The 15,484-nt window shown below is 42.3% G+C and carries 13 protein-coding genes; 12 read left to right on the forward strand and 1 reads right to left on the reverse strand.

The features are described 5' to 3' along the window. Positions 1 to 115: 115 nt before the first annotated feature. The 3 genes from Q0058_RS04800 to Q0058_RS04810 all read left to right on the forward strand — a co-directional run bounded on the left by Q0058_RS04800 (position 116) and on the right by Q0058_RS04810 (position 5,015). Positions 116 to 2,536, forward strand: coding sequence for a DUF5916 domain-containing protein (locus Q0058_RS04800; RefSeq protein ID WP_298221607.1), 2,421 nt, complete (start codon positions 116 to 118; stop codon positions 2,534 to 2,536). Between the two features lie 176 nt (positions 2,537 to 2,712). Then, entirely contained in the window at positions 2,713 to 4,230 is a 1,518-nt protein-coding gene (gene gpmI, locus Q0058_RS04805) for a 2,3-bisphosphoglycerate-independent phosphoglycerate mutase (protein WP_298221608.1), read from the forward strand. A 17-nt stretch (positions 4,231 to 4,247) separates the two neighbouring features. Next, the gene (locus Q0058_RS04810; RefSeq protein WP_298221609.1) at positions 4,248 to 5,015 is read left to right on the forward strand and encodes a DUF2490 domain-containing protein; all 768 of its coding nucleotides are present in this window, start codon (positions 4,248 to 4,250) and stop codon (positions 5,013 to 5,015) included. Between the two features lie 15 nt (positions 5,016 to 5,030). Here the strand turns inward: Q0058_RS04810 and Q0058_RS04815 are convergent, their stop codons facing one another. Next, entirely contained in the window at positions 5,031 to 6,305 is a 1,275-nt protein-coding gene (locus Q0058_RS04815; RefSeq protein ID WP_298221610.1) for an acetyl-CoA hydrolase/transferase C-terminal domain-containing protein, read from the reverse strand. A 150-nt stretch (positions 6,306 to 6,455) separates the two neighbouring features. On the opposite strand from Q0058_RS04815, the gene Q0058_RS04820 reads away from it, so the two are divergent. The 9 genes from Q0058_RS04820 (at position 6,456) to Q0058_RS04860 (ending at position 15,433) form a co-directional block, all read left to right on the forward strand. Then, complete coding sequence (locus Q0058_RS04820; protein WP_298221611.1) at positions 6,456 to 7,130, forward strand: TetR/AcrR family transcriptional regulator; 675 nt, start codon at positions 6,456 to 6,458, stop codon at positions 7,128 to 7,130. Positions 7,131 to 7,133: 3 nt separating this feature from the next. Then, on the forward strand, positions 7,134 to 8,795 hold the full coding sequence (locus tag Q0058_RS04825; RefSeq protein ID WP_298221612.1) for an ATP-binding cassette domain-containing protein: 1,662 nt from the start codon (positions 7,134 to 7,136) through the stop codon (positions 8,793 to 8,795). Positions 8,796 to 8,798: 3 nt separating this feature from the next. Next, positions 8,799 to 10,148 (forward strand): HlyD family efflux transporter periplasmic adaptor subunit, encoded by a 1,350-nt coding sequence (locus Q0058_RS04830; protein WP_298221613.1) that lies wholly within the window; start codon positions 8,799 to 8,801, stop codon positions 10,146 to 10,148. Next, positions 10,145 to 11,533 (forward strand): TolC family protein, encoded by a 1,389-nt coding sequence (locus Q0058_RS04835; RefSeq protein ID WP_298221614.1) that lies wholly within the window; start codon positions 10,145 to 10,147, stop codon positions 11,531 to 11,533. The genes Q0058_RS04830 and Q0058_RS04835 overlap by 4 nt, the downstream gene beginning before the upstream one ends. 44 nt (positions 11,534 to 11,577) lie before the next feature. Next, positions 11,578 to 12,396, forward strand: coding sequence for a type I methionyl aminopeptidase (map, locus tag Q0058_RS04840; protein WP_298221615.1), 819 nt, complete (start codon positions 11,578 to 11,580; stop codon positions 12,394 to 12,396). Further along, a complete protein-coding gene (locus Q0058_RS04845; protein WP_298221616.1) occupies positions 12,396 to 13,163 on the forward strand; it encodes a class I SAM-dependent methyltransferase in 768 nt (255 codons plus the stop codon). Before map ends, Q0058_RS04845 begins: the two co-directional genes overlap by 1 nt. Positions 13,164 to 13,236: 73 nt before the next feature. Further along, positions 13,237 to 14,490 (forward strand): DUF5103 domain-containing protein, encoded by a 1,254-nt coding sequence (locus Q0058_RS04850; RefSeq protein WP_298221617.1) that lies wholly within the window; start codon positions 13,237 to 13,239, stop codon positions 14,488 to 14,490. A 75-nt stretch (positions 14,491 to 14,565) separates the two neighbouring features. Beyond that, positions 14,566 to 14,952, forward strand: coding sequence for a Co2+/Mg2+ efflux protein ApaG (apaG, locus tag Q0058_RS04855; RefSeq protein ID WP_298221618.1), 387 nt, complete (start codon positions 14,566 to 14,568; stop codon positions 14,950 to 14,952). Between the two features lie 37 nt (positions 14,953 to 14,989). Further along, complete coding sequence (locus tag Q0058_RS04860; RefSeq protein ID WP_298221619.1) at positions 14,990 to 15,433, forward strand: hypothetical protein; 444 nt, start codon at positions 14,990 to 14,992, stop codon at positions 15,431 to 15,433. The last annotated feature ends 51 nt before the right edge of the window (positions 15,434 to 15,484 follow it).

Below are 15,484 nucleotides of genomic sequence, written 5' to 3' on the forward strand. Positions count from 1 at the left end.
TATAGCTCCAGAAAAACAGGCGGTTAAACAGAACGAAGGAAGTTTCATTTTATTGTAAATCTATTGCGACATTCAATTTAATCGTTATTTTTGTTCTACCAACCAACTAGTGTTTATGGGTAAATTTTCTTACTTCATACTGTTCTTTATAAGCCTCATCAATGTTGTTTCCTACAGCCAAAAGAAAATTTTGAAGGCCGTTGCTTCAGGCGACATAACCATAGACGCAAAATTTGACGAGCCGATTTGGGAATACGCGCCCGTAGCCAAAGATTTCGTTATGTTCTCTCCCGATAACGGAAAGCCCATCAGCGAAGCCAAAAAAACAGAAGTCCAGATTGCCTATAACGACGACGGAATCTACATCGCTGCCAAGATGTATGATGACGAGCCCGGCAAAATCCGGAAGGAAATCACCCAACGCGATATCTTTGGAACCGCGGAACATTTCGGGGTTTTCATCAACGGATTCAATGACAGCCAGCAGGATTTCCGTTTTTTCGTAAGCTCCGCCGGCGTGCAGATGGATTGTATTTTCACCAACCAAAACGATCAGGATTTCACTTGGGACGCCATTTGGGAAAGCAAAGTAGCGCTGACTGATTTCGGATGGGTCGCTGAAATTAAAATTCCTTACGCGGCCTTACGTTTCTCTAAAAACAAATTCCAGACTTGGGGTGTCAATTTTTACCGTGAAATCCGAAGAGACCGTCAGGATTACACTTGGAATTTCATCGACACCAAAATCGCCAACGAAAGCGCGCAATCCGGAATTCTCGAAGGCATTGACAACATCAATACGCCGACGCGACTTTTCTTTATTCCGTATTCGTCCTTTTATCTGAATGCCAATAAATTTGAAAAGACCAAAGGCGAACTCAAAGGCGGGCTCGACATTAAATACGGCATCACGGACGCTTTCACACTCGACGCGATTCTCGTTCCCGATTTTGGGCAGACCAAATTCGACAACGTAGAACTCAACCTCAGTGCTTTCGAACAGCAATTCAGCGAAAACCGACCATTCTTTACCGAAGGAACTGATTTGTTCAGCAAAGGCGATTTGGTTTATTCCAGAAGAATTGGTCAAAGCCCTGAAGTCGAGTTAAAAGACAACGAAACCATCGAGGAATTTCCAAGTTCCATCAAACTGCTCAATGCTGTGAAGATTTCCGGACGCACCAAAGACGGACTGGGAATCGGAGTCTTAAACGCCGTCACCGAAAAAACCAATGTTACGATTGTCAACACCGACGACAATACTTCCAGAAAAGAAATACTTGTTCCTTTGACCAACTATAATGTGTTCGTGCTCGACAAGCGTTTTCGAACAAACTCGTCCGTATCGTTAATTAATACCAACGTACAACGCGCCGATCATTTCCGCGATGCGAATGTCACGGGACTGCTTTTCGACCTCAACACCAAAGCCAATACGTATAATTTGCAAGGCGAAATGAAATACAGTTTCATCAACCAATTGCCTTCGGACACCAAAGGTTTCAACTCCTCGTTATCGATTGGAGAAACCAGTGGCAACTATCGTTATCGCGTGAGCGGCCGCTACATTTCTAAGGATTTCGACATCAACGACCTCGGGATTATCTATCAGACACACTACCATTATTTGCTTGGCGAGGCCAGTTACCGCATCCTAAATCCGACCAAAACATTCAATACTTTTCAACTTACGCATACGTTATACTCGGAATTTGACAATAGGACAGGACGCATTCAATCGGCCAACATCTATTTTGGGCTCGATTCCAACAACAAAAAAATGGATTATTTCGGCGTTGGCATCGATATTCGACCGCGTAAAGTTTACGATTTCTACGAGCCACGTACTTTCGAGGAAATACGTTATGTCACTTTGCCCGAATTCGCTGAAACCCGACTGTATTATTCGCCAAATTACAACCGGAAATTCGTAGTCGATCTCAATTCGAGGCTTGCATTCATCAATGAAAAAAACCGCATGAACTATGGTTTTACGGTAAGTCCGCGCTACCGCATCAGCGACAAAATACTATTGGTTTACAAATTCATCTGGCTGCGCCAACAAAACAATACGGGTTATATCGCCAGTTTTGACGAAGATAGCAATCCGGCGACTGAAAACAAAATCATCTTTGCACGCCGCAATAGAAACACTTTCACCAATACGTTTGAAGGCAAATATGCGCTCAACAACAAAATGAACTTCAACCTTTTGGTGCGCCATTACTGGTCTTATGCGAAAAACCATGACATCCTGCAACTCGAAGAAAACGGTGATTTGACAGACAACATCACTTACACCAAAAATAAAGACACCGATTTCAACACCTGGAATTTTGACCTTTCGTACAACTGGTGGTTCGCGCCCGGTAGCCAGATTTCGGTGCTTTACCGCAACAACGCGCTGATCAACACCAACACGTTTACGACCGATTTCAACCGCAACGCCAAAGACCTCATCAACAGCGACCAGCTCGATCATGTTTTTTCGATCAGCTTCCGTTACTTTATCGATTACAACAGCTTGAAACACTAATTTTATTGCGTAATTTTGTAGCTGTTTCCTGCTCTTCGCTCCACCCGAGCGAAGCGAATTGACCGAACACCTATGTAAAGTCATTAACTTTGTGAGGTAATCTTTTGCGCCGAACGCCGGCACAAAAGGATAACCGCTGCGATCAGGGCTAGGGCCATCCATTATAATCCAACACCATGAACAAGAAAGTAATCCTCATGATCCTTGACGGCTGGGGAAAATCACCCGACCCGAAAGTATCCGCGATTGACAATGCCAACGTTCCTTTCATCAATTCGCTCTATAAAAAATACCCGAACGCACAACTGCGCACCGACGGGCTGAACGTTGGGCTTCCTGAAGGGCAAATGGGCAACAGCGAAGTCGGTCACATGAATCTCGGCGCCGGACGCATCGTCTATCAGGATTTGGCTAAAATTAACTTGGCCGTACAGAATAAAACCTTCAACAAAGAGAAAGTCATCAACGACGCTTTCGTTTATGCTAAGGAATATGATAAAGATGTGCATTTCCTCGGACTCGTTTCTGACGGCGGCGTACATTCGCACATCAACCACCTCAAAGGTTTGCTTGATGCAGCGAATGATTTCGGATTGCAAAAAGTTTTTGTCCACGCATTTACCGATGGCCGCGATGTCGATCCTAAATCCGGAGCAGGTTTCATCGGCGATATTGTCAACCACGTCAAAGGAACGCCTGCAAAACTCGCCACAATTATCGGCCGCTATTACGCTATGGATCGGGACAAACGTTGGGAGCGCGTCAAAGAATCCTATGATTTGCTCGTGCACGGAACCGGCGAACATTCCAAAGATGCCGTGGAAACCATCAAGCAGAACTATGCAAAAAACGTAACCGACGAATTCATGCCGCCAACAGTCATGACCAACGATCAGGATCAACCTATCGCGACGATTAAAGAAGGCGATGTCGTGATTTTCTTCAACTTCAGAACCGACCGTGGCCGACAACTGACCGAAGTGCTTTCACAACAAGACCGTCTTGATTATAACATGCACAAGATGAATTTGTATTACGTCACGATGACCAATTATGACGATACGTTCAACAACATCTACCGCATTTTCGACAAAGACAATATCACCGAAACTTTGGGTGAAGTTTTGGAAAAAAACCACAAGAAACAAATCCGCATCGCCGAAACCGAAAAATACCCACACGTGACGTTTTTCTTTTCCGGCGGCCGCGAAGAACCATTTGAAGGCGAAACTCGAATCCTGCGCAATTCTCCGAAAGTAGCAACCTACGATTTGCAACCTGAAATGAGCGCTCACGAACTGGCCGATGCATTGGTTCCCGAACTCGATAAAGGCGAAGTCGATTTTGTGTGTCTCAATTTTGCCAACGGCGATATGGTCGGACATACAGGAGTCATGAGCGCCGCAATCAAAGCCTGCGAAGCCGTCGATGCGTGTGTAGAAAAAGTAATTACCGCTGCTTTGAAAAACAATTACACGACAATTGTGATTGCTGATCATGGCAACTGCGAAACGATGATCAATCCTGACGGCTCGCCCAACACGGCACACACTACGAATCCGGTGCCGATTATTTTAGTCGATCCGGAATTAAAGGAAATTCACGACGGTGTTTTAGGAGATTTGGCCCCAACCATTCTGGCTTTAATGGGCATCGAAAAACCAGAAGTGATGACAAGACATTCGCTTTTATAATTTAAGTTTCGGAAAGTTTGAAATCGTATCTATATTGTACTGTCTTTTTACTTTGTTCCTTCATAGGATTGGCCCAGAGCAGAATCACCGACCGCAATAATATCGGTTGGTATGCCACCAATGCCACGTTTGTTGTTTCTGACCATTTCGGAATCCACGCCGAATACCAATGGCGACGCGATGATTACGCAACACGTTGGCAACAGGGTTTACTGCGCGTTGGCGTGAATTACAAATACAACAACGAAACTTTATTCCGCGTTGGGTATGCCTGGGTTGAAACTTATCCTTATGGCGATATTCCACTCAACGGCATGGGAAAAGATTTTACCGAGCACCGTACTTTTGAAATGGTGCAACTGAGCAATTCAATTTCAAGGGTTAGTATCAGCCACCGCTTGATGCTCGAACAACGTTGGGTAGGGCGGTATTCCAGTGCAGACTTAAATGATGAAGACATTTATATTTACACGAACCGCTTGCGGTATATGCTTCGATTGCAACTACCGTTGTATCAAAAAGGACCGTATGTAGCCGTTTATGACGAAGTATTCTGTGGATTTGGGGGCAATATTGGCGAAAATATTTTCGACCAGAATCGTTTTGGCGCACTCATCGGTTACCCATTCAACGCCACATTCCGTGCTGAAGCCGGTTATTTAAACCAGACTGTAATGCTGGGGCGTGAAGTCGACGGCAAAAACGTGTTTCAAAAAAACAACGGATTCATCATCTCCGGTATTTTCAATTTCGATTGGCGAAAAACCAAAACCGCGTCCAAATAAATGATCGATGCTTTTCTACATTTTATTGAGCAATTCATAATATTCACGCTCGATATGTTCCTGATGGTTCGGATGCGCAATACGAACGAGTTCCGAAGCACGTTGGCGTAAAGTCTTGCCATACAAATCTGCAATTCCGTTTTCCGTAATTACATAATGAATGTGGCCTCGCGTAGTCACCACGCCTGCTCCTTGTTTCAGGAAAGGAACAATCCTACTCTCGCCTCTTTTGGTCGTAGAAGGCAATGCGATAATAGCTTTCCCGCCCGGACTTAAAGACGCACCGCGGATAAAATCCATTTGACCGCCGACACCGGAATACATTTGCGGGCCAATCGAATCGGCACAAACCTGTCCTGTCAAATCGACTTCAATCGCTGAATTGATCGCAATCATATTAGGGTTTTTACGAATGCGCGCGGTATCATTGACCATCGAAGATTCTTTCATTTCTATGAAAGGATTGTCGTTCACGAAATCATACAATCTTTTAGAACCAATCAGAAAAGTGGCCAAAACACGACCGCGCAATGTTCCTTTATAATTGCAGTTAATCACATCATTTTCAATCAAATCGATGACGCCGTCGGAGAACATTTCGGTGTGCAAACCTAAATCTTTGTGGTTTTTCAATTTGCTCAAAGCCGCATTCGGAATCGAACCGATACCCATTTGCAACGTGCTTCGGTCATCAATTAAAGAAGCTACATAACCGCCAATTTTTTCTTCATCGGCTGTAAACGGAATAACTTCATGAGAATAAATCGGCACATCGACTTCCACGAGATAATCGATTTCGTCTACATGCAAAATGCCGTCGCCAAAAGTTCTGGGCATGTTCGGATTGACCTGAGCGATGACAATTTTAGCATTTTCAATTGCCGCTACCGTAGCTTCCACGGAAACGCCAAGCGAACAATAACCGTGTTTGTCTGGTGGGGAAACATGAATGAACGCCACATCAATCGGCAACACGTTTTTGCGAAACAAATGCGGCAATTCACTTAAGAAAACCGGCGTGTAGGAACCGTTTCCGGCTTTTAATGTATGTCGGACATTGGCGCCGATGAAAAACGAATTGATGTGAAAACTATCTCGTAATTCGGGATTCGCGTAACGCGCTTCGCCTTCGGTGTGCAAATGGCAAACCTCAACATTGCGCAATTCGGCAGCTCTTTCGGTAAGCGCATTCGCTAAAATGGTGGGTGCAGCCGCTGCGGCCTGAAGATAGACCCTATCGCCTGACTTGACTACTTTGACAGCTTCCGCCGCCGAAACATATTGACTCATACCTTAAAGTTTTAAGCAAATTTATGGGTGATTTTCTTGCTAAAATATGACAAATCTCATTTGTCGATTTAAATCAATAAAATATAAATAAAAGTTAAATTTTCTATTTTAATAGTATTACTATTATATTTGCACAAAAAAACAATTGTTATGCAAACTTTATTCGCAAACATTAAAATTCAAATCAATCCTAAAATTTATGTCAAAGATCCTGAAACATCGGCTCTTGGGAAGAAAATCATTGAACATAGTATTCTTTTGATTAATGAAATCGGTTTTGAAAATTTTACGTTCAAAAAACTGGGCGACCTTATCGGTTCGAATGAAAGTTCTATATACCGCTATTTCGAAAACAAACACAAACTGCTTATTTACTTGTCATCGTGGTATTGGAGCTGGATGGAATACAAATTAGTATTCACCACGAGCAACATTCAGAATCCTGAAGAAAAATTAAAAAAAGCCATTGCTACCGTTACAGAAAAAATTGAAGACGATTCGAATACGGAGCACATCAATGAAGCAATTTTAAACAAAATCATCATCGCAGAATTTGCTAAAACCTTGCATACTAAAGAAATCGATCAGGAAAATAAAGAAGGTTTCTTTACGATTTATACCCGAATCATCAACCGAATAGTGAGTATGGTATATGAAGTCAATCCTGATTATCCGTTCGCCAAAAGTTTGGTCTCGAACATCGTAGAAGGCAGTTTACACCAACATTTCCTGCAAGATCATTTATCGTTGATTACGAACTGTAATGAAAAAAACAGCCCGACAGATTTCTACCAACACCTCATTGCGACCCTTTTAAAAAAATAACCGATGGCAGCACTCAAAAGATTTTTTAATTTATTAAGGCTCGATAAAAAAGACGTTTTTCAGCTGTTTTTCTATGCGATTTTTGCCGGATTGCTGAGCTTGTCTTTGCCTTTAGGCATTCAGGCGATCATCAATTTCATTCAGGCCGGACGCATCAGCGCTTCCTGGATTGTGTTGATTGTTATGGTCGTCATTGGCGTAGCATTAATTGGAATTTTATCGCTCATGCAACTCAGAATTACTGAAAACCTGCAACAAAAAATATTCGTTCGCGCCTCGTTTGATTTTGCGTCGAGATTTCCAAAAATCAAGTTTGAAGCGCTTTACAACAATTATCCGCCGGAATTGGCCAACCGCTTCTTCGACACGATTTCGATACAAAAAGGAACCTCAAAGTTGTTGTTGGATTTTTCAGCGGCTTTGCTTCAGATTGTTTTTGGTATCATACTATTGTCGCTTTACCATCCGTATTTTATCATTTTTGGGATTTTATTGGTGTTCTTGTTGTATTTCATTTTTAAGTTTTCCTACCGTTCCGGATTGGAAACGAGTTTGAAAGAATCGCATTTCAAGTATAAAGTAGCCAGTTGGTTGCAGGAATTGGCGCGCAATAATTTCAGCTTCCGAAGCGACCTGAATTACGATTTCGCCTTAGAAAAAAACAACACTTTGGTCACCGATTATTTGGGCTATCGCGAAAAACACTTCCGAATCATTCAGAGACAATTCAGCCAACTGATTATTTTTAAAATGATCATCACTGCAAGCTTACTTTCGATTGGCGGCTATTTGGTCATTCAACAAAAAATGAATATCGGGCAGTTCGTAGCGGCAGAAATCATCATTTTATTGGTCATCAATTCTGTGGAAAAAATTATTCTCGGTCTGGAAACTTTTTATGATGTCTTGACTTCGGTGGAAAAAATTGGCAGCATCACCGATTTGACTTTGGAAGAGCACATGTCGCAGGATTATGATTATTGCTTCACCAACATTCAATTAGAAATTGAAAACTTAAAATTCCGTTTCCCCGATTCTAAAAACGACGTGCTGAAAACCATTTCCATGAAAATCAGTCAAGGCGAAAAAATTTACCTCGACGGCGAAAACGGCTCAGGAAAAACGACCTTAATCCGCATTTTGTCTGGTTTATTACAACCTACTTCGGGAGTGTTTTTTATCAATGATGATTCTTTTCGGAAAATCAACCTGCAACAATACCGCTCTCAGATCGGAACCATTTTGAATGGCGAAACACCCTTTGAAGGAACGATTCGCGAAAACATCACTTTTAATGATCCGAGCATATCGAACGAAGATTTAAAATGGGTTATTGAAGCGATGCAACTCGGCGAGGTCATCAAATCATTGCCTCAAGGACTTGACACTAAAATTTTTCCCGAAGGCAAACAACTGACTTCCTCGAACGCGCAGAAAATCCTGTTGGCCCGGAGTATTATTCACAAACCTAAAGTGTTGTTTTATGAAAACCCGACAGACCACATGGACGATGCGGTGGCCCGGGACATTATAGAATTCTTATGCGCGCCAAACCAACAATGGACGGTGATCGTTTCTTCGAAAAACCAATTGTGGAAAACCAAAGCCATCCGACACATTATCATGCAAAACGGAAAAGTAGTTTCCGACATCAAAAAAACATAAGTCATGCTGAATATCTCACACACCGACCAAAAAATACAGCCGCTTGAAAAATATACGGCCGTTAAAAATCTGAGCAACAGGCCACACTATAAGGTTTTAAACCGGATTATTATCGGGGTTTCAATGCTGGGCTTGGTGACGCTTTTCATGCCCTGGACGCAAAACATTTCGGGCGCGGGAGCCATCACCACTTTGAAACCGAATCAAAGACCTCAAACGATTCAAACGGTAATCTCGGGTCGTATCGAAAAATGGTACGTCAAAGAAGGGGATTTCGTGCAACAGGGCGATACGATTTTGTTCATCTCCGAAATTAAAGAAGATTACTTCGATCCAAATTTGGTAAGCAATACTAAAAACCAAGTCGACGCTAAAAAGAAATCTGTAGTTTCCTATGGTTCCAAAGTCACAGCCTTATCGAATCAAATTCAGGCGATTGAAAATGAAAAACGTCTGAAATTGCAGCAAGCTGAAAATAAAATCAAACAAGCGCTGCTTAAAATAAAAAGCGACAGCATCGATCTTGAGGCCGTGAAAACCCAGATTAAAATTGCCAAAACCCAATTCAACCGATCGACGCAACTGCACAAAGAAGGGTTGAAACCACTCACTGATGTAGAAGAAAAACGCCTGAAATTGCAAGAATCGGAAGCCAAAATCATCACGCAGGAAAACAAATTACTCGCGAGCAGAAACGAATTCCTCAATGCGAAAGTCGAAATCAACCGCATCAAAGCCGAGTACAACGAAAAATCTTCCAAAGCCGAAAGCGATCAGTTTACGGCGCTGAGCAACCAATACGACACCGAAGCGCAAGTCAACAAACTTGAAAATCAATATGTAAATTATAGCATTCGAAACGGTTTATATTATATCAAAGCGCCGCAATCGGGTTATGTGAATCGCGCCTTGCAAGCCGGTTTGGGCGAAACCATTAAAGAAGGAACGCCGATCGTGAGCATCATGCCTGCCGAATATGAAATCGCCGTGGAAACTTATGTCGACCCAATTGATTTGCCTTTGTTGCATCGCGGCGAAAAAGTACGCGTTTGGTTCGATGGTTGGCCGACGATTGTTTTTTCAGGCTGGCCGAACATGTCTTTTGGTACTTTCGGCGGGCGCATCGTTGCCATCGAGAACTTCATTAGCGATAACGGAAAGTTCAGGGTACTGATCGCGCCGGACAAACACGAACTTCCCTGGCCAAAACAACTCAGCGTTGGCGGCGGAGCCCAAACGATTGCGTTGCTGAACAACGTTCCGATTTGGTATGAAATCTGGCGAACACTGAACGGTTTCCCACCTAATTATTACAAACCTAAAGCGAAATCTTCAAAAGAAACCAAATCATGAAATTTATTCTAATATTCTTCTTATGCTTTGGATACTTGGGTTTTGGGCAGGAAAAAGCGCCTCAGGAATTGACCTATAATGAGTTTTTGGGTTTGGTCAAAAAATACCATCCGCTGGTTAAAAATTCACAGATTCAGATTAATGAAGCCCAAGCTGCTTTGCTGAAAGCCCGCGGTGCGTTCGACCCGAAAATTGAAGTTGATTTCAACAAAAAACAATTCAAAGAGCAGGAGTATTATTCGATACTGAACAGCAGTTTTAAAATTCCAACGTGGTACGGCATCGAACTCAAAGCGAGTTTCGACAACAACGAAGGCATTTATTTAAATCCCGAAAACACTCTGCCGAATCAAGGTTTGACTTCCTTTGGCATCAGTATTCCGCTCGGACAAGGCTTGCTAATCAATGATCGTATGGCGCACCTCAGAAAAGCCAAAATGCAACTTAAGTTGAGCAAATCCGAGCAACAACTCGAAGCGGTTTCGGTTTTATATGAAGCGTCTATGGCTTATTTTAACTGGAAAAAAACGTATGACGAAGTGCAATTGTACGAACAATATAAATCCAATGCGTTGCTGCGTTTCAAAGGCATTCAAACCTTAATCGAACAAGGCGACAAACCCGCCATCGACAGTATTGAAGCCAAAATTATTGTGCAAAATCGAGAATTGAATTTAGAAGATTCTAAACTAAAACTGACCAAAGCGAAACTAGGTTTGAGTCTTTTTCTTTGGCTCGAGAACAATATTCCTTTAGAATTAGCCGACAACATGATTCCCGAAACCGCGCTCAAAAGCACCATTGCCGAAACTTTAAGAACCAACGATTTGATGCAATCTGATTTCTCTGTTGTGGCGCATCCGAAAATCAATGCCTTGCAAAGCAAACTCGACATGCTCGAGGTAGACCGGAAATGGAAAGCCAACCAGTTGTTGCCCAAAATCGATTTGGGTTATACGTATCTTTCCGAGCCCAGTTATATTGATCGATATCGTTTGGAAGATTACAAAATTGGCGTGAATTTCTCGTTTCCGATTTTGCTGCGCAAAGAACGTGGCGATTTAAAACTGGCCAAATTTAAAATTCAGGAAACCCAATCGACTTTGGATTTCGAACGCTTGCAATTGACCAATAAAATCAAAGCCCAACAGGCCGAAATCACGTCGCTTCTCAAACAAAATGACTTGATCCGTAATTTGGTCAACGATCACAAAACGATGCTGAGCTCGGAAGAACGACTGTTCGATTTGGGGGAAAGTTCTTTGTTTTTAATCAACACGCGTGAGAACAATTTGGTCGCCGCACAATTGAATCGAATTGCGTTGGAAAATCGCTATTATGTCTCCAATTCCGAGCTGTTTAAAATCATCGCCAATCCGAATTAAATATCTCAAAATTGATTACTTTTGCGAGCTCAATTCAGAAGACCATGATCATCCAAAAAACAAGAGAAGAAATCGAACTGATGCGCGAAAGTGCGCTGATTGTTTCCAAAACACTAGGCATGATTGCGAGTGAAATCAAGCCCGGCGTGACTACTTTATACCTCGATAAATTAGCCGAAGCTTTCATTCGTGACCACGGTGCTGAACCAAGTTTTTTGGGTTTGTACGGTTTTCCGAATTCGCTTTGCATGAGCCCGAACGCACAGGTGGTTCACGGTATTCCGAACAATAATCCGTTGCAGGAAGGCGATGTAATTTCTGTCGATTGTGGCGCTTTCAAAAACGGTTATCACGGCGATCACGCTTACTCTTTTGAAATTGGAGAAGTGGCGCCTGAGACCAAAAAATTACTTCAGGTTACTAAAGAATCTCTATATGTCGGTATTCGGGAATTCAAGATCGGAAATCGCGTAGAAGATGTCGGCAGTGCGATTCAAAAATACACGGAATCTCACGGATATGGCGTCGTTCGCGAACTTGTCGGACACGGATTGGGCCAGAAAATGCACGAAGATCCGGAAATGCCCAACTACGGAAAACGCGGCCGTGGCAAATTATTCGTCGAAGGTATGGTTGTAGCGATTGAACCGATGATCAATATGGGAACGCGCAACATCAAACAGCTCAAAGACGGTTGGACGATTCTGACTGCAGACGGTAAACCCAGTGCGCATTTCGAACATGACGTGGCGATTATCGATGGAAAACCGGAATTGCTTTCGACGTTTGCCTACGTTTATAAAGCCTTAGGAATTGAAAGCAACGAAGAAGACGAGTTTCGCCGTGAACCTTTGAAAATATAATGAAGAAACTTTTCAAATTTATTTTAAACACCATTCCCCGACCGTTATTAATACGGCTGAGTTATGTCATTCGTCCGTTGTTGGCCATAGCCTTAAAAGGAAACCGCTACACCGACCCGATTGACGGAAAAAGTTTCCGCATGTTTTTGCCTTATGGCTACGGAACGCAACGCAACAATGTATTGTCGCCGAGCACACTTTCACTCGAAAGACACCGATTGCTTTGGCTTTATTTAAAAAACGAAACTGATTTTTTTACCGCTCCGAAAAAAGTATTGCACTTTGCGCCCGAGCAAGCGTTTTACCAACTTTTCCGCCAGCAGAAAAACTTAGACTACACGACGACCGATTTGCTTTCTCCATTGGCCGACGTCAAAGCCGATATTTGCAATTTGCCTTTTGAAGACAATACTTACGATGTGATTTTATGCAACCACGTTCTCGAACACATTACCGACGATACCAAAGCCATGCAGGAATTGTATCGTGTGCTGAAACCCGGCGGGTTGGGCATTTTTCAGATTCCACAGGATTTGAACCGCGCCACCACTTTTTCGGATGACAGCATCACAGACCAGAAAGAACGCGCCAAAATTTTCGGGCAATATGATCACGTGCGCGTTTATGGTCGGGATTATTTCGACAAACTCCGAAGCATCGGTTTTGAAGTCAACGAAGTCGATTATACCAAAACGCTTTCTGCGGATTTGGTCGACAAAAATTGTCTAGCGTCAGGCGAAATCATTCCGGTCTGCACCAAAAAATAAATAGACAAACGTTAATTTTAATCGGTTTGAAATCAATATAGTATTATATTTACTATCTGAAAAATTATACCGTATGCTGAAATCGATTTACCCTCTAGTATTTCTCGTCTTTGCTTCGTTTATCGTGAGCGCCCAGGCAGAAAAAGAAGTCAATCCTCCGTACAACATCAAAACCGTTTCTTTTGTCCAGAATGGGCAGAACATCGTTCCGATTTTTCAATTGGGCGACACCTTCCAATTGCAGTTTGACGATCTGTTCGGCAACGAAGCCAATTATTATTACCAGATCGTGCATTGCGATTACGATTGGAAACCGTCGCAACTTTCCGTGAATGAATATTTACAGGGGTTCGACAACCAGCGCATTCAGGATTATTCGAATTCGTACAACACGCTTCAGCTGTATTCCCATTACCGAATCCAATTTCCCAATAGAAACACACGCTTATTGGTCAGCGGTAACTACATGATCAAAATCGTTAATGAAGACCGCGAAGTGGTGTTTTCGAGAAAATTCATTGTTTATGAAACCTTGGTTAGCGTTGAGTCGCAAGTGAAAAGAGCCCGGACTGTAGCCAATATCAACTACAAACAAAACATGGACTTCACCATCAAATCGAGTAGCATCACGTTTCAAAGCCCGCTGAGCAACGTGAAGATATTACTGCTTCAAAACGGACAAATCAACAACGGCATCACGAACATCAAACCAATGTATACCATTGGCAACGACCTGATTTATAAATACGATGCCGAAACCCAGTTTTGGGGCGGCAACGAATTCCGATATTTCGAAAATAAAGACATCCGAAGTGCCGTAAACAACATCGCCAGAATCGATTCGCAAGGTGGCGTTTACAATGGCTATCTGTATACTGACGAGGCCAGAGCGCAGCAGCCTTACTCTTACAATCCGGATTATAACGGCAATTTCATCGTCAAAAACCTCAATGTTGAAAATAATGAAATCGAGGCCGATTACGCCTGGGTTTTCTTCACGCTTTCCGCGCCCTCATTCTACGAAAACAAAGATATTTACGTCAATGGCATGTTCAACAATTACGCGCTGACGCCCGAAAACAAAATGGAATACAACGCAGAAAAATCGGTTTACGAAAAAGCGATTATGATCAAACAAGGTTTTACGAATTACCAATACGTCGTGGCCGACAAATCAGGAAAAATTGATTATGAAAACGCCATCGATGGCAATCATTTCCAAACCGTCAACGATTATTTTACGTTAGTCTATTACAAAGAAAACAACCAACGCTACGACCGCATCATCGGCAAAACCGTAGTGACTTCGGAGAACATTATTAATTAAGAAAATTTAACTTTAATTTATCCTGCAAAATTGAATTTTTCGTAAATTTGACAGCAATCCACTCATAAATCAACCATGGTTTCACAAATCACTAGAGGCATAAAAATTTCGGTTCTGACGACTTTTGAAGGCACGTACTTCAAGAATCACAAGATTCATTTTGCCTTCAGTTACGAAATCTCGATTGAAAACCACAGCAAAGATTCGGTGCAACTCACTTCAAGACACTGGGAAATTTTCGATTCGCTGAATGATCTCGAAATCGTAGACGGTGAAGGTGTCATCGGCAAAAAACCTGTTTTGAAACCTGGCGAAACGCATACTTATAGTTCGGGTTGCTTGTTGGCTTCTCCGTTTGGCGCGATGCGTGGGCATTTTAACATGATCAATTTTACTTCTACGCGAAATTTCAAAGTGATCGTGCCGACTTTCAAACTGAGCGCTCCTTTTGCTTTAAATTAACTTGCTGCAATACATCATTTCAAAGCCTCAAAGCCATATGAAACTGACTTTTATTTTTGTTTTCTTAATATCAGCTGTTTCGGCACAAAACAAAAAAATCAATTTTTTCGGGACTGAATTTCCTGTAAACAATAGCTGTGAAGTGAAGGAATCTAGTGCCAAATACGACAAAAATGCAATGATTTGGACCGCTGCACCGCCAAAAATAATGCGTGGCACGATGGTTTCGATGATTAAAAACAAACTCCAAGGAAAAAAATTAAAAGAGCTCAAGACAGAGCCTCTGAAAGTAACTTTACTAAAAAACAGTTGGGAAGGCAAGCGGACCGAATATAAAAAAGAAGGCAATGACAGCATCACTAATTTTGTGCAGCTTTACGGCCAATACAAAGACGAGGAGCGGCTTTTGATTATCATGTACAAAACAGCGAAATCGGAAACATTTCGCATTCCAGCATACTTTGATTTCCTCGTTAAATAGGTATCAGACTGATGCTTAAAATAAGCTAATTTAAAAAAAACCTTTGTACTT

Origin of the sequence: Flavobacterium sp. (assembly GCF_027484705.1) — a bacterium.
GTDB lineage: Bacteria > Bacteroidota > Bacteroidia > Flavobacteriales > Flavobacteriaceae > Flavobacterium.